The 23,651-nt window shown below is 42.9% G+C and carries 8 protein-coding genes; 7 read left to right on the top strand and 1 reads right to left on the bottom strand.

The genetic code is table 11. The features are described 5' to 3' along the window. Positions 1-47: 47 nt before the first annotated feature. The 4 genes from adcR to AXE83_RS09545 are packed head-to-tail and all read left to right on the top strand — an operon-like array spanning position 48 to position 3,503. Positions 48-488, top strand: coding sequence for a zinc-dependent transcriptional regulator AdcR (adcR, locus tag AXE83_RS09560; RefSeq protein WP_049527233.1), 441 nt, complete (start codon positions 48-50; stop codon positions 486-488). Further along, positions 488-1,192 (top strand): metal ABC transporter ATP-binding protein, encoded by a 705-nt coding sequence (locus tag AXE83_RS09555; protein WP_045762612.1) that lies wholly within the window; start codon positions 488-490, stop codon positions 1,190-1,192. The genes adcR and AXE83_RS09555 overlap by 1 nt, the downstream gene beginning before the upstream one ends. Then, positions 1,185-1,991, top strand: coding sequence for a metal ABC transporter permease (locus tag AXE83_RS09550; RefSeq protein WP_060956260.1), 807 nt, complete (start codon positions 1,185-1,187; stop codon positions 1,989-1,991). Before AXE83_RS09555 ends, AXE83_RS09550 begins: the two co-directional genes overlap by 8 nt. A 9-nt stretch (positions 1,992-2,000) precedes the next feature. Continuing rightward, complete coding sequence (locus tag AXE83_RS09545; protein WP_060956259.1) at positions 2,001-3,503, top strand: zinc ABC transporter substrate-binding protein AdcA; 1,503 nt, start codon at positions 2,001-2,003, stop codon at positions 3,501-3,503. 143 nt (positions 3,504-3,646) lie between these two features. Here the strand turns inward: AXE83_RS09545 and AXE83_RS09540 are convergent, their stop codons facing one another. Further along, positions 3,647-4,504 (bottom strand): 5'-nucleotidase, lipoprotein e(P4) family, encoded by an 858-nt coding sequence (locus AXE83_RS09540; RefSeq protein ID WP_060956258.1) that lies wholly within the window; start codon positions 4,502-4,504, stop codon positions 3,647-3,649. A gap of 432 nt (positions 4,505-4,936) precedes the next feature. Here AXE83_RS09540 and rpoB point away from each other — a divergent pair, with 432 nt between their 5' ends. From rpoB to AXE83_RS11110, 3 genes are all read left to right on the top strand, one after another. Then, complete coding sequence (gene rpoB / locus AXE83_RS09535; RefSeq protein WP_060956257.1) at positions 4,937-8,539, top strand: DNA-directed RNA polymerase subunit beta; 3,603 nt, start codon at positions 4,937-4,939, stop codon at positions 8,537-8,539. A 32-nt stretch (positions 8,540-8,571) separates the two neighbouring features. After that, a complete protein-coding gene (gene rpoC, locus AXE83_RS09530; RefSeq protein WP_060956256.1) occupies positions 8,572-12,234 on the top strand; it encodes a DNA-directed RNA polymerase subunit beta' in 3,663 nt (1,220 codons plus the stop codon). 267 nt (positions 12,235-12,501) lie between these two features. Then, positions 12,502-23,493 carry a GEVED domain-containing protein gene (locus AXE83_RS11110; RefSeq protein ID WP_150114548.1) on the top strand — a complete coding sequence of 3,664 codons (10,992 nt, stop codon included), beginning with the start codon at positions 12,502-12,504 and terminating at the stop codon, positions 23,491-23,493. Positions 23,494-23,651 lie beyond the last annotated feature (158 nt).

Here is a 23,651-nt window from a genome sequence, read left to right as displayed (position 1 = left end):
GAAAACCTTGTATTTATAGAAATTCCGTTCTGAGAAAGGAGCAAATCATGAGACAGTTGGCAAAAGATATCGATCATTTTTTAAATGAGATTATCCTAAAAGCTGAAAATCAGCATGAAATTCTCATTGGTCATTGCACGAGTGATGTAGCCTTGACCAATACCCAGGAGCATATTCTCATGCTTTTATCAGAGGAGTCGCTCACCAACTCTGAGTTGGCGCGTCGTCTCAATGTCAGTCAAGCTGCCGTTACAAAGGCTATCAAATCCCTGGTTAAGGAGGGAATGTTAGAAACGTCTAAGGATCCTAAGGATGCTCGCGTTGTCTTCTATCAATTGACAGACTTGGCTCGACCTATTGCTGAGGAACACCACCATCATCATGAACATACCCTTTCGACTTATGAGCAGGTTGCCACTCAGTTCACACCAAACGAACAAAAAATTATCCAGCGGTTTTTAACTGCTTTAGTAGGAGAAATCAAGTAATGAGATACATCACAGTAGAGGATTTGTCCTTCTATTATGACAAGGAACCTGTGCTTGAGCATATCAATTACAGTGTTGATAGTGGGGAATTTGTCACCCTTACTGGGGAAAATGGAGCAGCCAAGACAACGCTAATCAAGGCTAGTCTTGGAATTCTTCAACCACGAATTGGGAAAGTAACTATCTCAAAGACAAATATTCATGGGAAAAAGCTAAGAATTGCCTATCTTCCTCAACAGATTGCAAGTTTTAATGCAGGTTTTCCTAGTACTGTTTATGAGTTTGTCAAATCAGGTCGCTACCCAAGAAAGGGCTGGTTCCGTCGTTTGAATGCCCATGATGAAGAACACATTAAGGCTAGTTTAAACTCAGTTGGTATGTGGGAACATCGGGATAAACGCATTGGTTCTCTCTCTGGTGGGCAAAAGCAAAGAGCGGTCATTGCACGTATGTTTGCTTCAGATCCAGATATCTTTATCTTGGATGAGCCGACAACAGGGATGGATGCAGGTACCAAAAATGAATTTTATGAACTCATGCATCACAGTGCCCACCATCATGGCAAGGCTGTTCTGATGATTACTCACGATCCTGAAGAAGTCAAGGACTATGCAGATCGTAACATCCACCTTGTCCGTGACCAAGATTCGCCATGGCGTTGTTTCAATGTCCATGAAAATGATCAGGAGGTGGACCATGTTTAATCTATTTTCTTATGATTTTATGCAGCGGGCCTTTTTGGCTGTTATTGCCATGAGTCTCTTTTCGCCAGTACTGGGAACCTTCCTCATCTTGCGTCGTCAAAGTCTCATGAGTGATACACTGAGTCACGTATCGCTATCAGGTGTGGCCTTTGGTTTGGTTTTAGGGATTTCTCCGACCATCTCGACTATTGCTATTGTCTTGATTGCGGCGGTCTTTCTTGAATATCTACGTACGGTTTACAAGAGCTTTATGGAGATTGGAACAGCCATCCTCATGTCAACAGGTCTTGCGGTTTCACTCATTGTTATGAGTAAGGGTAAGAGCTCTAGCTCGATGAGTTTGGACCAATACCTCTTTGGTTCTATTGTGACCATCAGTCAAGAACAGGTAATTGGGCTCTTTGTCATTGCAGCGGTTGTTTTAATCCTGACCTTCCTCTTTTTAAGACCTATGTACATCTTAACGTTTGACGAGGATACAGCTTTTGTAGATGGTCTTCCAGTGCGTACTATGTCTATCCTCTTTAACATGGTGACGGGTGTGGCTATTGCTCTTATGATTCCAGCTGCAGGAGCACTTTTGGTATCAACTATCATGGTCTTGCCAGCTAGTATCGCTTTACGTCTAGGGAAGAACTTTAGTTCGGTGATGATTCTTGCCAGCGTTATTGGTTTTCTAGGTATGGTAGCAGGGCTTTATATATCCTATTATGCAGAGACACCACCGAGTGCAAGTATTACCATTATCTTTGTAGTTGTCTTTTTGTTAGTCAGCTTACTCAAACGTTTTATCAAATAGGAGAAGAAAATGAAAAAACTAGGCCTACTTTTGGCAAGTCTTGTGACGGTATTCTTAGTGGCTTGTTCCAATCAAAAACAGGTAGACGGAAAATTAAATATCGTCACAACTTTCTACCCTGTCTACGAATTTACCAAGCAAGTAGCAGGCGATACAGCCAATGTCGAGCTCTTGATTGGGGCAGGGACAGAATCACATGATTATGAACCATCTCCTAAGGCAGTCGCTAAGATCCAAGACGCCGACGCCTTTGTGTATGAGAACGAAAACATGGAAACTTGGGTTCCCAAGCTTTTAGATTCACTAGATGCGAAAAAAGTAAAAACAATCAAGGCGACTGGAGATATGTTGCTTCTTCCAGGAAGTGAAGAAGAGGAAGACCATGACCACGGCGAAGCAGGTCATCATCACGAGTATGACCCTCATGTATGGTTGTCTCCTGCGCGTGCCATTAAGCTTGTAGAGCACATTCGTGACAGTTTATCAGCTGACTATCCTGATAAAAAAGCAACCTTTGAGCAAAATGCAGCTGCCTATATCGAGAAATTACAAGCTCTGGATAAGGCCTATACTGAAGGACTTTCTAGTGCTAAACAAAAGAGTTTTGTGACTCAACACGCTGCCTTTCGTTACTTAGCTTTAGACTACGGACTCAATCAAGTTTCTATCTCAGGTCTTTCCCCAGATGCGGAACCGTCAGCAAGTCGCTTGGCAGAATTGACCGAATATATCAAGAAGAACAAGATCTCTTATATCTACTTTGAAGAAAATGCCTCACAAGCTCTAGCTAATACTCTTTCAAAAGAAACAGGGGTTAAGTTAGACGTTCTGAATCCTCTGGAAAGCTTGACCGAAGAGGATATGAAGGACGGCGAGAACTATATCTCTATCATGGAGAAAAATCTCAAGGCCCTCAAGCAGACAACTGATCAGGCAGGGGCAGAAATTGAGCCAGAAAAAGCCGAGGAAACTAAAACAGTTCAAAATGGTTACTTTGAGGATGCAGATGTTAAGGATCGCACCTTGAGTGACTATACTGGTAACTGGCAGTCTGTTTATCCTTTTCTTGAAAATGGTACTCTAGACCAAGTCTTTGATTACAAGGCTAAGTTGACTGGTAAGATGACTAAGGATGAATACAAAGCCTACTATCAAAAAGGTTACCAAACAGATGTGACCAAGATTAACATCACGGATAACACTATGGAATTCATCCAAGGTGGCCAAAGTAAGAAATATACTTACAAGTATGTTGGCAAGAAAATCTTGACTTATAAGAAAGGAAATCGTGGAGTGCGCTTCCTCTTTGAAGCGACGGATGCAGACGCTGGGCAATTCAAGTATGTTCAGTTTAGCGACCACAATATCGCTCCGGTCAAGGCAGAACATTTCCATATCTTCTTTGGAGGCACTAGCCAAGAAGCCCTCTTTGAAGAGATGGACAACTGGCCAACCTACTATCCAGATGGCTTATCAGGTCAAGAGATTGCTCAAGAAATGATGGCTCATTAAGATACGAATCACATGATAAAAGCGGACAGGAAAGTTTTCTGGTTATCAGAATCCTCTCTTGTCCGCTTTTTTTGAGTTTTGTAAGTTAAAGAGCCATTGTCCCTATTTATGTGCTTATAAATTTATTCAGTTTCAAGCTTACTTTATTTGTCAAAGCCTTGTAAAGCCTTTTCGCGTTCTTCTACTTGTCCCTTGGCATCTAGTTTATTACCACCGTAAACTGCTGTTTCCCATGATCCATACATTGGATTTGGGAAGATGATGAATTTTTCACCAAATTCTTTTTGCAATTCTTCAAGTTGTTTGTCACGATCAGCTTCAGAAGTCTTAGAAAAATCTGCAAAGTCTACAAGGTTATCACCAAATAGTAACACAAGATTTGTCTTTTCTTGAACCGCTTGTCGACGACCTTCTTTGGATTTTACACCACTTTCTAGGAACATGAGGTGATCACGTCCTTGTACAGGAATGCCTTCGTTTTCTAGATTTTTAATGGTAGCATCTACTTGGTCGACTGAACGGTCAGAAATATAGTAGATTTGAACACCGTTTTGATCGGCAAACTGAAGAAAATCTTTAGCACCTGGGACGGCTTTTGCTGCAGCTTTTTGGACCCAAACATCCCAATTTTCAGGTGTGAATGCTGTTCCATCTTTGACATTTTGAACTTGATAAGGACTGTTATCTAGGACCGTTTCGTCCAAGTCCAAAACAATCGAATAAGGCTTGTCTGATTCTGTTTTCAGTAATTCCTTTAGACGATCTGTAGCAACATTATAGCCTTGTAGATACAAGGCTTTTGTTTCGGCTGCTTTTTGATACCAGAGAGTTGACATGGTATTTTCTCTAGACCGTAGTTGGTCGTAAGTCATTGTAATCTGATTGTCAGATGAGTTATTAGCGGATGTTTGTGTTTCTGTGGATTTTGTGGCGCAGCTGGTCAATAAGATGACAGATGCAAGTGCAGAAACGACTGTAACAGTGGTTTTAGCTGTTTTCATAAAATGTCTCCTGTCTATTAATTTCAATAACAGTATAGCATGAGGAAATAGTTAGGGCAAGCGTTTTCCTAAATATGGGCTTGGTTTTTCAAAGAAAGATGCTGATAATTAACGGATTTAAGGAAGAGAAAAATCTTTAAAAGACCTTGAAAAATCTAGCTAAATAGGGTATAATATGAATAATCATTTGTCGTAGGTTTTGTCTGAAATATTGTCCGGACAAGGCTCACAGCAGTTAAATCTTCTTACAAAAGTCAGATTTAGCTGCTCTTTTTGTGCTTTTTTTCAGGTTTTTCGACCTTTGTAACAAAGATTTAAAGATTCTGAAAATTGGTCGAGGGGGATAAGTTGATAGGGTTTTTAGAACCCTCTAACGATAATTACTAGCTTAGATCACTAAGCTTGGAACTTTATTTAAAAAGGAGAATCATCTTGGCAGGACATGACGTTCAATACGGGAAACATCGTACCCGTCGTAGTTTTTCAAGAATCAAAGAAGTTCTTGACTTACCAAATTTGATTGAAATTCAAACTGATTCATTCAAAGATTTCCTAGACCATGGTCTGAAGGAAGTATTTGAAGATGTATTGCCAATTTCAAACTTCACAGACACAATGGAGTTGGAATTTGTTGGCTACGAAATCAAAGAACCTAAATATACGCTTGAAGAAGCTCGTATCCACGATGCCAGCTATTCAGCACCTATCTTTGTAACTTTCCGCTTGATTAACAAAGAAACTGGCGAAATCAAGACACAGGAAGTATTCTTTGGTGATTTCCCAATCATGACTGAGATGGGAACCTTTATCATCAACGGTGGTGAACGTATCATCGTATCACAGTTGGTGCGTTCTCCAGGTGTTTACTTTAATGAAAAGGTAGATAAAAATGGTAAAGTGGGTTACGGTTCAACTGTTATCCCTAACCGTGGAGCTTGGTTGGAACTTGAAAGCGACTCAAAAGACATCGCCTACACTCGTATCGACCGTACTCGTAAGATTCCATTTACGACCTTAGTTCGTGCGCTTGGTTTCTCAGGCGATGATGAAATCTTTGATATCTTTGGTGACAGCGATCTTGTTCGTAACACTGTTGAAAAAGATATTCATAAGAACCCAATGGACTCTCGTACAGACGAAGCTTTGAAGGAAATCTACGAACGCCTTCGTCCAGGTGAGCCTAAGACTGCTGAAAGCTCACGTAGCTTGCTTGTAGCTCGTTTCTTTGACCCACGTCGTTATGACTTGGCTGCAGTTGGTCGTTACAAGATCAATAAAAAACTCAATGTTAAAACACGTTTGCTCAACCAAACTATTGCTGAACCATTGGTAGATCCTGAAACTGGAGAAATCTTGGTAGAAGCTGGTACAATCATGACTCGTAGTGTGATTGAAAGCATTGAAAGCCATTTGGATGGCGACTTGAACAAGATTGTCTACATTCCAAATGATGCTGCTGTAGTAACAGAGCCAGTTGTTCTTCAAAAATTCAAGGTTGTTGCACCAACTGATCCAGACCGTGTTGTAACAATCATCGGTAATGCAAATCCAGATGATAAGGTTCGCACTATCACTCCGGCAGATATCCTTGCTGAAATGAGCTACTTCCTTAATTTGGCTGAAGGCATCGGTCGTATCGATGATATCGACCACCTCGGGAATCGTCGTATCCGTGCCGTCGGTGAATTGCTTGCCAACCAAGTGCGTCTTGGACTTTCACGTATGGAACGTAACGTTCGTGAACGTATGTCTGTTCAAGATAACGAAGTACTAACACCACAACAAATTATCAATATCCGTCCAGTAACTGCAGCTATCAAAGAATTCTTTGGTTCTTCTCAATTGTCACAGTTCATGGACCAACACAACCCACTTTCTGAGTTGTCACACAAACGTCGTTTGTCTGCCTTAGGACCTGGTGGTTTGACACGTGACCGCGCTGGATATGAAGTGCGTGACGTGCACTACACTCACTATGGTCGTATGTGTCCGATTGAAACACCTGAAGGGCCAAACATCGGTTTGATCAACAACTTGTCTTCATACGGGCACCTCAACAAGTATGGTTTCATTCAAACACCATATCGTAAGGTTGACCGTGCAACTGGAAAAGTAACCAACGAAATCGTTTGGTTGACAGCCGATGAAGAAGATGAGTTCACAGTAGCACAGGCTAACTCTAAATTGAACGCAGATGGCACTTTTGCTGAAAAAGTTGTCATGGGACGTCACCAAGGGGTTAACCAAGAATATCCAGCGTCAAGTGTTGATTACATGGATGTTTCTCCTAAGCAGGTAGTTGCCGTTGCGACAGCATGTATTCCTTTCTTGGAAAACGACGACTCCAACCGTGCCCTCATGGGTGCCAACATGCAACGTCAGGCTGTGCCATTGATTGATCCCAAAGCACCTTACGTGGGTACTGGTATGGAATACCAAGCAGCTCATGATTCAGGAGCTGCAGTTATTGCACAACATGGTGGTAAGGTTACCTATGCAGATGCTGACAAGGTAGAAGTTCGTCGTGAAGATGGCTCGTTGGATGTTTACCACATCCAAAAATTCCGTCGTTCAAACTCAGGTACTGCCTACAACCAACGTACTCTCGTAAAAGTTGGCGATATCGTTGAAAAAGGTGATTTCATTGCTGATGGACCTTCTATGGAAAATGGAGAAATGGCACTTGGACAAAACCCAATCGTTGCCTACATGACTTGGGAAGGTTACAACTTCGAGGATGCCGTTATCATGAGCGAACGCTTGGTTAAAGATGATGTGTATACATCTGTCCACCTTGAAGAATACGAATCAGAAACACGCGATACAAAGCTTGGGCCTGAAGAAATCACTCGTGAAATTCCAAACGTTGGTGAAGATGCCCTTAAAGACCTTGACGAAATGGGTATTATCCGTATCGGTGCTGAGGTTAAAGAAGGGGATATCCTTGTAGGTAAAGTAACACCTAAGGGTGAAAAAGACCTTTCAGCTGAAGAACGTCTCTTGCACGCTATTTTCGGAGACAAATCTCGTGAAGTTCGCGATACTTCACTTCGCGTACCCCACGGTGCCGATGGTGTTGTTCGTGATGTTAAGATCTTTACACGTGCAAATGGTGATGAATTACAATCAGGTGTTAATATGCTGGTTCGTGTTTACATCGCTCAAAAACGTAAGATTAAGGTCGGAGACAAGATGGCCGGACGTCACGGAAACAAAGGGGTTGTCTCTCGTATCGTTCCTGTAGAAGATATGCCTTACCTTCCAGATGGAACTCCAGTCGATATCATGTTGAACCCACTTGGGGTGCCATCACGTATGAATATTGGTCAGGTTATGGAACTTCACCTTGGTATGGCAGCTCGTACCCTTGGTATTCACATCGCAACACCAGTCTTTGACGGAGCAAGTTCTGATGATCTTTGGTCAACTGTTAAAGAAGCAGGTATGGATAGCGATGCCAAGACCATCCTTTACGATGGACGTACTGGTGAACCATTTGATAACCGTGTGTCAGTTGGTGTCATGTACATGATCAAACTCCACCACATGGTTGATGATAAATTGCACGCTCGTTCAGTCGGACCATACTCAACAGTTACGCAACAACCACTCGGAGGTAAGGCTCAGTTTGGTGGACAACGTTTCGGTGAGATGGAGGTTTGGGCGCTTGAAGCCTACGGTGCCTCAAATGTCCTTCAAGAAATCTTGACTTACAAATCTGACGATATCAACGGACGTTTGAAAGCTTATGAAGCTATTACAAAAGGAAAACCAATTCCAAAACCAGGTGTTCCAGAATCCTTCCGAGTTCTTGTTAAAGAATTGCAATCACTTGGTCTTGACATGCGTGTCCTTGACGAAGATGATCAAGAAGTTGAACTTCGTGATCTTGATGAGGGCATGGACGAAGATGTCATCCACGTAGATGACCTTGAAAAAGCACGTAAAAAAGCTGCTGAAGAAGCAAAAGCTGCTTTTGAAGCTGAAGAAGGTGCAAAAGCGGAAGCAACAGAAGAAGCTACTGAACAAGAATAAGTAGCTCACTTAGAATAGAAAGGGAAGAAATAGTGGTTGACGTAAATCGTTTTAAAAGTATGCAAATCACACTAGCTTCTCCAAGTAAAGTCCGTTCATGGTCTTATGGAGAAGTCAAAAAACCTGAAACAATCAATTACCGTACGTTGAAACCAGAACGTGAAGGACTATTTGACGAAGTCATCTTTGGTCCTACAAAAGACTGGGAATGTGCTTGTGGTAAGTACAAACGCATTCGTTACAGAGGGATTGTTTGTGACCGTTGTGGTGTTGAAGTAACGCGTACAAAAGTTCGTCGTGAACGTATGGGACACATCGAGTTGAAAGCTCCTGTATCTCACATCTGGTATTTCAAGGGAATTCCAAGCCGTATGGGCTTGACCCTTGATATGAGTCCTCGTGCCCTCGAGGAAGTAATCTACTTTGCTGCTTACGTGGTGATTGATCCAAAGGATACACCACTTGAGCACAAATCTATCATGACAGAGCGTGAATATCGTGAGCGCTTGCGTGAATATGGCTACGGATCATTCGTTGCTAAAATGGGTGCCGAAGCTATCCAAGACCTCTTGAAACAAGTAGATCTTGAAAAAGAAATTGCTGAACTCAAAGAAGAGTTGAAAACAGCTACTGGACAAAAACGTGTCAAAGCTATCCGTCGTTTGGATGTTTTGGATGCCTTTTACAAGTCTGGAAACAAACCTGAATGGATGATTCTCAACATCCTTCCAGTTATTCCACCAGATCTTCGCCCAATGTTGCAGTTGGATGGTGGTCGTTTTGCCTCATCTGACTTGAACGACCTTTACCGCCGTGTTATCAACCGTAACAACCGTTTGGCTCGCTTGCTTGAGTTGAATGCACCAGGTATCATCGTTCAAAATGAGAAGCGTATGCTTCAAGAAGCGGTTGATGCTTTGATTGACAATGGCCGTCGTGGTCGTCCAATCACAGGACCAGGTAGCCGTCCGCTGAAATCATTGAGCCACATGCTTAAAGGGAAGCAAGGACGCTTCCGTCAAAACTTGCTCGGTAAACGTGTTGACTTCTCAGGACGTTCCGTTATCGCCGTTGGTCCAACTCTTAAGATGTATCAATGTGGTGTGCCACGTGAAATGGCTATCGAGCTCTTTAAACCATTTGTGATGCGTGAAATCGTAGCTCGTGATATCGTGCAAAACGTTAAAGCCGCTAAACGCTTGGTGGAACGTGGAGATGAGCGTATCTGGGATATCCTCGAAGAAGTTATCAAAGAACACCCAGTGCTTTTGAACCGCGCACCGACCCTTCACCGTTTGGGTATCCAAGCCTTTGAACCTGTCTTGATTGACGGTAAAGCCCTTCGCTTGCACCCACTTGTCTGTGAAGCCTACAATGCCGACTTTGACGGTGACCAAATGGCCATCCACGTACCGCTTTCAGAAGAAGCCCAAGCAGAAGCTCGTATCTTGATGCTTGCTGCTGAGCATATCTTGAACCCGAAAGATGGTAAACCAGTTGTTACTCCATCTCAGGACATGGTTTTGGGTAACTACTACTTGACCATGGAAGAAGCTGGTCGTGAAGGTGAAGGAATGGTCTTCAAAGACCGTGACGAAGCTGTTATGGCTTACCGCAATGGCTATGTTCACCTCCACTCACGTGTTGGTATCGCAACAGACAGTCTTAACAAACCATGGACAGAAGAGCAAAAACACAAAATCTTGCTTACAACTGTTGGTAAGATCCTCTTCAACGACATCATGCCAGAGGGTCTACCATACTTGCAAGAACCAAACAATGCCAACTTAACAGAAGGCGTTCCAGCTAAATACTTCTTGCCACTTGGTGGAGATATCAAGGAAGCAATCAGCAATCTTGAACTTAACCCTCCATTCAAGAAGAAAAACCTTGGAAATATCATCGCTGAAATCTTCAAACGTTTCCGTACGACAGAAACATCTGCCCTACTTGACCGTATGAAGAACCTCGGTTACCACCATTCAACTCTTGCAGGTTTGACAGTGGGTATTGCTGATATTCCAGTCGTTGAAGACAAGGCTGAAATCATCGAAGAATCACACAAACGTGTAGAACAAATCACAAAACAATTCCGTCGTGGTATGATCACAGACGACGAACGTTATAATGCTGTTACAGCTGAATGGCGTGCTGCCCGTGAAAAACTTGAGAAACGCTTGATTGCCAACCAAGATCCTAAGAACCCAATCGTTATGATGATGGACTCTGGAGCCCGTGGTAACATCTCAAACTTCTCACAGCTTGCCGGTATGCGTGGTCTGATGGCTGCTCCGAACGGACGTATCATGGAATTGCCAATCCTTTCAAACTTCCGCGAAGGTTTGTCAGTACTCGAAATGTTCTTCTCAACTCACGGTGCTCGTAAAGGTATGACCGATACGGCCCTTAAGACAGCCGACTCAGGTTACTTGACTCGTCGTTTGGTTGACGTTGCCCAAGACGTGATTATCCGTGAGGACGACTGTGGAACAGACCGTGGTCTCTTGATCCGTTCTATCACTGAAGGTAAAGAGATGATTGAGTCTCTTGAAGAACGTCTCAATGGTCGTTACACTAAGAAAACTGTTAAACACCCAGAAACTGGTGCAGTTATCATTGGTCCAAATGAATTGATCACAGAAGACAAGGCGCGTGAAATTGTCAATGCTGGTGTTGAAGAAGTAACCATCCGCTCAGTATTTACATGTAACACTCGTCATGGTGTCTGCCGTCACTGTTATGGTATCAACTTGGCGACTGGTGATGCGGTTGAAGTTGGTGAAGCAGTTGGTACAATCGCTGCCCAATCTATCGGGGAACCTGGTACACAGCTTACAATGCGTACCTTCCACACGGGTGGGGTTGCCTCAAATACCGATATCACTCAGGGTCTTCCTCGTGTCCAAGAAATCTTTGAAGCCCGCAATCCTAAAGGGGAAGCGGTTATCACAGAAGTTAAAGGACAAGTTACAGCAATAGAAGAAGATGCTTCAACTCGTACTAAGAAAGTCTTCGTTAAAGGTGAAACTGGTGAAGGCGAATACGTGGTACCATTTACAGCCCGTATGCGTGTCGAAGTTGGAGACCAAGTTTCTCGTGGTGCAGCATTGACAGAAGGTTCTATCCAACCAAAACGTCTCCTTGCTGTACGTGATGTCTTGTCAGTTGAAACCTACCTTCTCGGTGAAGTTCAAAAAGTTTACCGTAGCCAAGGGGTAGAAATCGGAGACAAACACATCGAGGTAATGGTTCGTCAAATGATCCGTAAAGTTCGTGTTATGGATCCAGGAGACACAGATCTTCTCATGGGGACTCTTATGGACATCAACGACTTTACAGATGCTAACAAGGATGTTCTTATCGCAGGTGGAGTGCCAGCGACTGGTCGTCCAGTCCTTATGGGAATCACCAAAGCCTCACTTGAAACAAATAGTTTCTTGTCAGCAGCTTCCTTCCAGGAAACAACTCGTGTCCTTACAGACGCAGCTATCCGTGGTAAGAAAGACCATCTCCTTGGTCTTAAGGAAAATGTTATCATCGGTAAGATTATCCCAGCTGGTACAGGTATGGCACGTTACCGTAACCTTGAACCACAAGCAGTCAACGAAGAGTCTTACCTAGCATCTTCACAAGAAGAAGCTCCAGTTGATACGACTGTAGAAGAAGCCGTTGAAACTGTTGAAGTAAGCGAATAAAATAATGCTTAAACAAAAAGAGGGTCTTCCCTCTTTTTTTGTATTAAATATATAGAAAAGGTATATTGATTTTTATATGATTTACTAAATAATTTGAGCTATAAAAGTAGAAAATTTTTTCCAAAAAATTGAGCAAAATGCTTGGGATACAAGGGATAGCATGGTAAAATATAACAGCGATTAGTTTACGAAATATATTGAATAGTAAATACATATATATTCTAAACTAAGTTAAGTTAAGTTATAGATAGCTCGGAGGTAGCATAAGTGAAAAATGATCTGTTTAATGACCGTATTAGTCGATTTTCAATTCGTAAGTTAAATGTAGGAGTTTGTTCAGTTTTACTAGGAACTTTAGTTATGCTTGGAACTGCTACAGGAGTAGCAGCTGAAGAAGTCGCTGAGAATAAGCAAACTGACGAGGTGACTGTGACGACTGAAAAGGAGCAGCCGGAATCTCTTTCTACATCTCAAGCTGCGAAAGAAGATGATACAACTTATCAGGCAACTCCAGTTGTTCCAGGTGCAACTGAAACTAAGCTGAACCTAGATCACACAAGATTGCAAGGCTATATTGCTGAGATTGAAACCAACCTGGCGAATGGTAAATATAGCAATAAGACTGATGAAAGTATTGATGCTTTAAAAGTAAGTCTTGATAATGCTAAGAATGCTCTTGCCTCTGCTGAAAGTCAAGCTGAGTTGGATGCTGCTTATCAATCACTTGTAACAACGGTAAATGCAAAACTTAAAAATAAGGTAGTAGCAGAAGCAAAACCAGTTGTGGAAGCTAAGGCTGAAGTTACTGAAAAAACTGAAGAAAGTACCGGAAAAATAGCAGCAAATACTCAGCCAGCTGAAGGTACTAACGCAATCGCAAATACAGGGAAAAACGACCCTCGTAATGGTAAAGAGATTGACAAGAATACTGCCTTCCGTGCAGATACTGCAACAGCTACTGGAATTGGTGCAGACGTTGAAGACGCAACTTCAACTCCAAAAGTTGAAAAACCAGACTTTACAACAGACCTTGACGCAAAGTCTTTGACTAGCCAGATTACTTGGTTGGACTTTGGAGATGTAGCCAACTGGACAGGGGCAAAAACAGTCCTCGTTCCTAAAAATGACGCTTTTCCTGATAAAAATTTAGAAGAAAAATTAGCTCTTCAAGTTGGTGCTACTTATACCAAGGAAATCATGCCTGGCTATGTAGTCACTGTAAAAGTCAAATCCTTGAAGCCTTTCCAAGCAACTGAGATTTATAAGAAACGGATGGAAAATCAAGGAGCTACAGAAGCCGAAAAAGCAACCTATGATCCAAATGCAAAAAATGGCTATGTAAGTGGTGTTACTTCAACAGGGGCAAAAAAAGCTTTTAACGATGGCATGGAATCCGACGTTGTCGCTGATGCTCAAAATAATTGGACTGAAATTAGATTTGAAAACGTTGATACGAAAACCAAGAAGACTACCATGGGTTCAGCTATGAATGGTGGAAATATTGGAGTTCAGTTTGAAATCTCTGCAACCTTCCGTGGCAAGACAGTTAAGCCAGCTATTGTTATGGCTGATGGGGAGTCTGCTAACCCAGGTGAATTTGTTATGTTTACTACCAATGGAGAAGGTTGGCAACACCTTGGAGAATGGAAGAAGTATATCAGACCAACTACTTCTGTAACATATTCACCACAAGATACTGAAAATCTTTTTGGATCTACACCTAAATATAATAACATTAACCTAAGACAACTTCGTGATTCTAATCAAGTTGGACCTGATAAGAAACCAGTAGCTTGGAAGTATTTTGGAAATCCTGACCAAGTTACAGGTGGTCTAGGAACTGGTATCTTTGGACCAAACATTTCTGCAGGTAATTATACTGTTCCAATCGTGATGACACGTGGTGCCTCTGAAGTGGGGCTTTATATCGCTTCAGGTGGGAAACAGTCCGCTATGCTAGGATTCTTCCCACTTGATGAAGGAGATGCTCCTGAGTCATATGGTAAGGCGGTCCATACCATTGCAACTGTAGACGGTGTTACTGGTGGTAAAGTAAACCAACCCTATCTCGGACATTTGAGTCCTGATATGGATGAAAACAACACCCTTGATTGGACGGGTGATGACAAGGCGACCACTGCGGATGAAGGAATCGACCAATTGCTTCCAGATAATCTTAAAGGGAAAACCAATGAGATGATCAAGATGGACCGTACCAAACCAGGTAATTATAAAATTTCTGTTGAAGCCCATACTGATGGAGCTGCACAGGCAAACATCTATGGTTGGGTTGACTTCAATCAAAATGGAACCTTCGATGAAGACGAGCGTTCAAATTTAGCTACTATTACGAAAGATGGTATAGTTGAGTTAACATTTGCAAACAGCAAAACTTATATTGACCCTAGTGTTACTGAATTAGGGGTTCGTCTTCGTATCGCTAAGAGTGCTAAAGAAATTGAAAGCCCAACAGGTATGGCCTTCTCAGGAGAAGTAGAAGACTTCAAGACCCAAATTACGCACCCACCAAAAGGGGAATTCAAGGAAACTTCTGGTCTTCAAGCTGCTAAACAAACAGCAACTGTAGCCTTTACTGCTCGAGGTTTGCAAGGCTATAGCTTAACTGAATTAGCAAAAATTGATGAAACAGTAGCACCATACATTGTCGATGCAAATGGAAACAAGGCTACTTTGGATGCTGAAGGCTACTATGTCGTACCAGGTCAAGGTAAATATAAGATTACCGCAAATGGTAAAGACGTAGATGTAGAATTCATCCCTGAAGATAATTTCTTAGGAACAGCTGATGGAATCTCTATCCGTCGTACAGATAGTAATGGCTACGATACTGGTTGGTCAACAAAGGATCCTACTAAAGAATCGATTGTAGACACTCTTCTAAACACTATGGATGGCCTTTACATCCCGACTGTAACTCCAAAAAATTTGGAAGGGCTTGATAAAACTTCAACAGACGTTCAAGGAGCTAGTCAAATAGCTACTCCAGAATTTGCTCTTGAAGGAACAAATAGTAATGGTGAGAAAGTTAAAATCACACCTGATTTTGATTATCCAGCTAAGTTTGTGAGTCCTACGACTGGCAAGGTTATCAATGACCCTGTTCTAACTGTAGAAGGGGAAGGGATTTACTACTTAGACGATTTGACTGGGAAAGTTACCTTTGTGCCGGAACCAGGATTTACTGGCACTGCTAAGGGAGTAACAGTTTCACTTACTGCACCAGTTGGACGAGATAAAAATAAACAAGTTCAGTCAGAATTTATAAAAACAGCTACTGCTAAGTATACTCCAACAGTAACCCCAGCCACAATCAGCCCTACTAATAAGGTTTCTGAGGATGTGCAAAATGTCCCTCAAACTCAAACGCCTACATTTGAGTTAAGCAATGACAAGGCTACGAAGATTACTAGCAAGAAATTAGTAGATCCAGTAACTGGCCAGCCTACTGTTGAAACCAGTGTGAAAGTAGCAGGCGAAGGAACATATACAATCAATCCTACTACAGGAGCGGTTACCTTCACACCTGAAAAAGACTTTGTTGGAACTGCAACAGGTGTAACAGTTCAAGCAACTGCGACTATTACAAATGCGAACGGTAAGACGGCGACAATTACATCCGATGCAACCTACACACCAACAGTTGTAGCGGCTGTTCCAACAGCAAAACCTGCAACTTCTAAAGATGTTCAAGGTGCAACACAAACAGGCACACCAACATTTGCAGGAACTACTGTCCAAGTAAACGGTGAAGATAAAGCTATCACGATTAAAGACAATAGCTATACACTTTTGGACAAAGACGGTCATGAAGTTACAACTACAACAGCTTATGCTGCCGATGGTACAACGCCAATCGGTACATTCACTATCGATCCAGCAACTGGTACTGTAACATTCACACCAACTGATAAATCATACACAGGTGTTGTAACACCAGCCAAGGTTCAAGCTGAAAGCTCAAACGGTATCAAGGTTGATACAACCTATACACCTGAGATTGTTCCTGTAACCCCAACAGCAACATCATCTGAATCAACTGACATCCAAGGTGCCACTCAAACAGGTAAACCTGAATTCAAGGGTGGAACTGTAACCGTTGACGGTGTTGAGAAAACAGTAGCTATCAATGAAGATGTTCCAGCGATATTTGACGATGGTTCAACGACTAAGACAGTTGACGGCGTTGGTACATACACAGTAGCAGCCGACGGTACGGTGACATTTGTTCCTGAGAAATCATTTGTCGGAACTGCACCGGCTGTAACGGTTGTCCGTGAAGACAAGAACGGAACCAAGGCCTCTGCGACTTACACACCAACAGCAATTCCTGTAACACCGACAGCGACACCAGTTGAAACAACAGGTAAACAAGGTCAAACCCAAACAGGTAAGTCGGTATTTACTGAAGGTAATAGCCGTGTGCCAATGAACGATGCTGTTCCAGCAACATTTGACGATGGTTCAACGACTAAGACAGTAGAAGGCGTTGGTAAGTTCACAGTAGCAGCAGATGGAACTGTAACCTTTGTTCCAGAACCAAGCTTTACAGGTACTGCATCAGCCGTAACAGTTGTCCGTGAAGACATGAACAGTACTAAAGCCTCTGCGACCTACACACCAACAGTAACACCGGTTAAACCAACTGCAGCACCAGCTGAATCAACAGATGTTCAAGGTGCCACTCAAACAGGTAAGCCGGTATTTACTGAGGGTGATAGCCGTGTACTAATGAACGATGCTGTTCCAGCAACATTTGACGATGGCTCAACAACTAAGACTGTTGATGGTGTTGGTAAATACACAATAACAGCAGATGGAACAGTAACCTTTGTTCCAGAACCAAGCTTTACAGGTACTGCATCAGCCGTAACAGTTGTCCGTGAAGACATGAACGGAACAAAAGCTTCAGCGACTTACACACCAACAGTAACACCGGTTAAACCAACTGCAGCACCAGCTGAATCAACAGATGTTCAAGGTGCCACTCAAACAGGTAAGCCGGTATTTACTGAGGGTGATAGCCGTGTACTAATGAACGATGCTGTTCCAGCAACATTTGACGATGGCTCAACAACTAAGACTGTTGATGGTGTTGGTAAATACACAATAGCAGCAGATGGAACAGTAACCTTTGTTCCAGAACCAAGCTTTACAGGTACTGCATCAGCCGTAACAGTTGTCCGTGAAGACATGAACGGAACAAAAGCTTCAGCGACTTACACACCAACAGTAACACCAATTACAGTGACTCCTACAGACAAGGTTTCTGCGGATATTCAAAACGTTCCGCAAACACAAACACCAACTTTCGACTTGAGTAGCGACAAGACTGCTCAAATCACAAGCAAGAAATTAGTGGATCCAACGACAGGTCAACCGACTGATGCGACAACTATGACCGTAGCAGGCGAAGGAACATATGCAATTGATCCTACTACAGGAGCGGTAACCTTCACACCTGAAAAAGACTTTGTTGGAACTGCAACAGGTGTAACAGTTCAAGCAACTGCGACTATTACAAATGGGAACGGTAAGACGGCGACAATCACTTCGGATGCAACTTATACTCCAACTGTTGTAGCTGCTGTTCCAACAGCTCAACCAGCTACTTCAAAAGATATCCAAGGTGTGACTCAAACAGGTACACCAGCCTTTGCAGGAACAACTGTCCAAGTAAATGGTCAAGATAAACCTGTAACCATTAAATCAAATAGTTATAAGCTCTTGGATAAAGATGGTAATGAAGTTACAACTACGCCAGCTTATGCGGCAGACGGTACAACTGAAATCGGTACTTTCACGATCGATTCAGCTACTGGACAAGTAACCTTCACACCGTCAGACAAATCATACACTGGCGCGGTAACACCAGCCAAGGTGCAAGCTGAAAGCTCAAACGATATCAAGGTGGATACAACTTATACACCTGAAATTGTTCCAGTAAGCCCAACAGCGACACCAGCTGAAACAACTGATATCCAAGGTGCGACTCAAACAGGTAAACCAACCTTCACCGAAGGCGATAGCCGTGTGCCAATGAACGATGACGTTCCGGCTACTTTCAATGATGGCTCAACTACCAAGACAGTTGACGGTGTTGGTACATACACAGTAGCAGCAGATGGAACAGTAACCTTCGTCCCTAAGAAATCATTTACTGGAACTGCTTCAGCTGTGACGGTTGTTCGCGAAGATAAGAACGGAACAAAAGCCTCTGCAACTTACACACCAACCGTAACACCAATAACACCGACAGCTACTCCAACTGAGTCAACAGATATCCAAGGTGCGACTCAAACAGGTAAACCTGTATTCACAGAAGGTGACAGTCGTGTGCCAATGAGCGATGACGTTCCAGCTACTTTCGATGATGGCTCAACTACCAAGACAGTGGATGGAGTTGGTACATACACAGTAGCATCAAATGGAACAGTAACCTTTGTTCCTGAAAAGTCATTCACAGGTAAAGCACCGGCCGTAACGGTTGTCCGTGAAGATAAGAACGGAACAAAAGCCTCTGCGACTTACACACCAACAGTGACTCCAGTAACACCGACAGCAACACCAGTTGAAACAACAGGGAAACAAGGTCAAACTCAAATAGGTAAACCTGAATTTACTGAAGGTAATAGCCGTGTACCAATGAACGATGACGTTCTAGCTACTTTCGATGATGGCTCAATTACCAAGACAATTGACGGCGTTGGTACATACACAGTAGCTGCAGATGGAACAGTAACTTTTGTTCCTGAAAAGTCATTCACAGGTAAAGCGCCGGCCGTAACGGTTGTTCGTGAAGATAAGAATGGAACCAAAGCTTCTGCGACTTACACCCCAACTGTGACTCCAGTAACACCAACAGCAATTCCGGCCGAATCAACTGGCCCTCAAGGTCTTGTTCAAACTGGAACAGTTACCTTCACTGAAGGTGACCCAGTCGCACCAATCGACAAGGATGCCATTACTCTTCTTGACGAGAATGGTCAACCAGCTACATCTGTAGATGCTAAATCACCAGAAGGCAAGGTTGTTGGTACTTTCACAGTTGATAAGGAAACAGGTGTTGTGACCTTCACACCAACTGATAAATCATACTCAGGTGATGTCGTTCCAGTTAAGGTTCAAGCAGCTGACGCAAATGGAACAACAGTAGAAACAACATATACACCGAAGATTACTCCAGTCGTTCCAACATCTGAAGATGCGAAATCAACTGATATCCAAGGTGCGACTCAAACAGGTAAACCTGTATTCACAGAAGGCGATAGCCGTGTGCCAATGAACGATGATGTTCCAGCAACATTTGATGATGGCTCAACTACCAAGTCAGTTGATGGCGAAGGAACATACACAGTCGCACCAGCTGGAACAGTAACCTTCGTGCCAGAAAAATCATTTACTGGAACAGGAACAGGCGTAACTGTGAAACGTGTGGATAAGAATGGAACTGAAATCACAGCTAAGTACACCCCAACTGTGACACCAGTAACACCGACAGCGACACCAGTTGAAACAACAGGTAAACAAGGTCAAACACAAACAGGTAAACCTGTATTCACAGAAGGTGACAGCCGTGTGCCAATGAACGATGACGTTCCAGCTACTTTTGATGATGGCTCAACCACTAAGACAGTAGATGACGAAGGAACATACACAGTCGCACCAGCTGGAACAGTAACCTTCGTGCCAGAAAAATCATTTACTGGAACAGGAACAGGCGTAACTGTGAAACGTGTGGATAAGAATGGAACTGAAATCACAGCTAAGTACACCCCAACAGTAACTCCTGTAATACCGACAGCAACACCAGTAGAAACAACAGGTAAACAAGGTCAAACACAAACAGGTAAACCTGTATTCACCGAAGGTGATGGCCGTTTACCAATGGATGATGATGTGCCAGCAACATTTGACGATGGTTCAACAACCAAGACAGTTGATGGAGTTGGTACATACACAGTAGCAGCAGATGGAACAGTAACCTTTGTTCCTGAAAAGTCATTTACAGGTAAAGCGCCGGCCGTAACGGTTGTTCGTGAAGATAAGAACGGAACCAAAGCTTCTGCGACTTACACCCCAACTGTGACACCAGTAACACCAACAGCTACTCCAGCTGAATCAACAGATATCCAAGGTGCGACTCAAACAGGTAAACCTGTATTCACAGAAGGTGACAGCCGTGTGCCAATGAACGATGACGTTCCGGCTACTTTCGATGATGGCTCAACCACTAAGACAGTAGATGGCGAAGGAACATACACCGTTTCTCCAGATGGAACAGTAACTTTAGTACCAGAAAAATCATTTACTGGAACAGGAACAGGCGTAACTGTGAAACGTGTGGATAAGAACGGGACTGAAATCACAGCTAAGTACACACCAACAGTAACTCCTGTAACACCGACAGCGACACCAGTTGAAACAACAGATAAACAAGGTCAAACCCAAACAGGTAAGCCTGAATTTACTGAAGGTAATAGCCGTGTGCCAATGAACGATGACGTTCCAGCGACATTTGACGATGGCTCAACTACCAAGACAGTTAATGGTGTTGGGACATATACAGTAGCCGCAGATGGAACAGTAACCTTTGTTCCTGAAAGGTCATTCACAGGTAAAGCACCGGCCGTAACGGTTGTTCGTGAAGATAAGAATGGAATCAAAGCTTCTGCGACTTACACACCAACAGTGACACCAGTAACACCAACAGCAATTCCGGCCGAATCAACTGGACCTCAAGGTGTGGTTCAAACTGGAACAGTTACTTTCACAGAAGGTGATCCAGTTGTACCAATCGACAAGGATGCCATTACTCTTCTTGATGAAAATGGTCAACCAGCTACATCTGTAGATACTAAATCACCAGAAGGCAAGGTTGTTGGTACTTTCACAGTTGATAAGGAAACAGGTGTTGTGACCTTTACACCAACGGATAAATCTTATTCAGGTGATGTTGTTCCAGTTAAGGTTCAAGCAGTTGACACAAATGGAACAACAGTAGAAACAACATATACACCGAAGATTACTCCAGTCGTTCCAACATCTGAAGATGCGACATCTACTGATATCCAAGGTGCTACTCAAACAGGTAAACCAACCTTCACCGAAGGTGACAGCCGTTTACCAATGGATGATGATGTGCCAGCAACATTTAAAGATGGCTCAACAACGAAAGTTATTCCAGGAGAAGGTACATACACTGTTGCTCCAGATGGAACAGTAACCTTCGTCCCAGAAAAATCATTCACTGGCACAGGAACAGGCGTCACTGTTAAACGTGTAGACAAGAACGGCAAACCAGTCACAGCTAAGTACACCCCAACTGTGACACCAGTAACTCCAACAGGTGAACCAGCTACAACTATTGGACCAAAAGGTAAAGAACAGTCTGGTAAACCAACATTCAAGGAAGGCGATAGCCGTGTTCCAATGAATAATGACGTTCCAGCAACATTTGACGATGGTTCAACAACTAAGACTATTTCAGGTGTTGGTACATACACAGTAGCAGCAGATGGAACAGTAACCTTCGTACCTGAGAAATCATTTACTGGAACAGCTCCATCTGTTACAGTTGTTCGTGAAGATATGAACGGAACAAAAGCTTCTGCAACATATACACCAACAGTAACACCGGTTACTACATTTGTAGATAAAGAAGGCAATTCAATTCCAGGCTACCCAAGTGAAGATGGCGAACAACCGAAGAAAGCTATCCCAGGCTACCGCTTCGTAGAAACGAAGAAACTTCCAAACGGAGATACCGAGCACGTCTACGAACAAGTTAAGACATCATTCAAGGATAAAGAAGGTAAAGCAATTCCAGGTTATCCAACAGAAGATGGCGAAAATCCTAAGAAAGAAATTCCAGGCTACCGCTTCGTAGAGACTAAGAAACTTCCGAACGGAGATACCGAGCACGTCTACGAACAAGTTAAGACATCATTCAAGGATAAAGAAGGTAAAGCAATTCCAGGTTATCCAACAGAAGATGGCGAAAATCCTAAGAAAGAAATTCCAGGCTACCGCTTCGTAGAGACTAAGAAACTTCCGAACGGAGATACCGAGCACGTCTACGAACAAGTTAAGACATCATTCAAGGATAAAGAAGGCAATTCAATTCCAGGATATCCAAGTGAAGATGGCGAACAACCAAAGAAAGAAATCCCAGGTTACCGCTTCGTAGAGACTAAGAAACTTCCGAACGGAGATACCGAGCACGTCTACGAACAAGTTAAGACATCATTCAAGGATAAAGAAGGCAAAGAAATCCCAGGATATCAAAGTGAAGATGGCGAACAACCGAAGAAAGCTATCCCAGGCTACCGCTTCGTAGAGACTAAGAAACTTCCGAACGGAGATACCGAGCACGTCTACGAACAAGTTAAGACATCATTCAAGGATAAAGAAGGCAATTCAATCCCAGGATATCCAAGTGAAGATGGCGAACAACCGAAGAAAGCTATCCCAGGTTACCGCTTTGTAGAGACTAAGAAACTTCCAAACGGAGATACCGAGCACATCTACGAACAAGTTAAGACATCATTCAAGGATAAAGAAGGCAATTCAATTCCAGGATATCCAAGTGAAGATGGCGAACAACCGAAGAAAGCTATCCCAGGCTACCGCTTCGTAGAGACTAAGAAACTTCCGAACGGAGATACCGAGCACGTCTACGAACAAGTTAAGACATCATTCAAGGATAAAGAAGGTAATTCAATTCCAGGATATCCAAGTGAAGATGGCGAACAACCGAAGAAAGCTATCCCAGGTTACCGCTTCGTAGAAACGAAGAAACTTCCAAACGGAGATACCGAGCACGTCTACGAAAAGATTGCGACCTCTTATGTTGATGAAAATGGAAATCTAATTCCAGGATATCCAACTGAGAACGGTGAACAACCGAAGAAAGAAATTTCAGGTTACGAGTTTGTGAAGACGGTTGTAGATAAAGACGGTAATATCCAACACATCTACAAGAAGGTGGTAACACCGAATCCGGTACCGACACCAGATTCGAAACCAACGCCAGATCCAGTTCCGACACCAGAACCAAAACCAATCCAAGTTCCAGAAACACCAAGGGAATCAACTCCAGTAACTGAAACAGTAGCTAAGACAACTACTCCTCAATTGCCAAATACTGGTACTGAAGATCATGCTAGTCTTGCTGCGCTTGGCTTGTTAGGTATCTTAAGTGGATTCGGACTTATGGCTCGTAAAAAGAAAGAAGACTAATCAAGTCTGTAAAGTAGTGAGAAAGTCAACTTTCTAATAAGAAACTAGTGCATCGTGCGATGCACTAGTTTTTTGATGCTTGTATTAAGGATAGAACTATGCTACAATCATCTAATACTCTTCGAAAATCAAATTCAAACCACGTCAGCTTCACCTTG

This window comes from Streptococcus sp. oral taxon 431 (assembly GCF_001553685.1).
Classification (GTDB): domain Bacteria; phylum Bacillota; class Bacilli; order Lactobacillales; family Streptococcaceae; genus Streptococcus.
Note: the sequence above shows the minus strand (reverse complement) of the source record. Positions and strands in the feature narration are given on the sequence as shown.

Coding starts and splice junctions, on each gene's coding strand:
- adcR (WP_049527233.1), top strand. CDS start 48: ATGAGACAGTTGGCAAAAGATATCGATCATTTTTTAAATGAGATTATC.
- AXE83_RS09555 (WP_045762612.1), top strand. CDS start 488: ATGAGATACATCACAGTAGAGGATTTGTCCTTCTATTATGACAAGGAA.
- AXE83_RS09550 (WP_060956260.1), top strand. CDS start 1,185: ATGTTTAATCTATTTTCTTATGATTTTATGCAGCGGGCCTTTTTGGCT.
- AXE83_RS09545 (WP_060956259.1), top strand. CDS start 2,001: ATGAAAAAACTAGGCCTACTTTTGGCAAGTCTTGTGACGGTATTCTTA.
- AXE83_RS09540 (WP_060956258.1), bottom strand. CDS start 4,504: ATGAAAACAGCTAAAACCACTGTTACAGTCGTTTCTGCACTTGCATCT.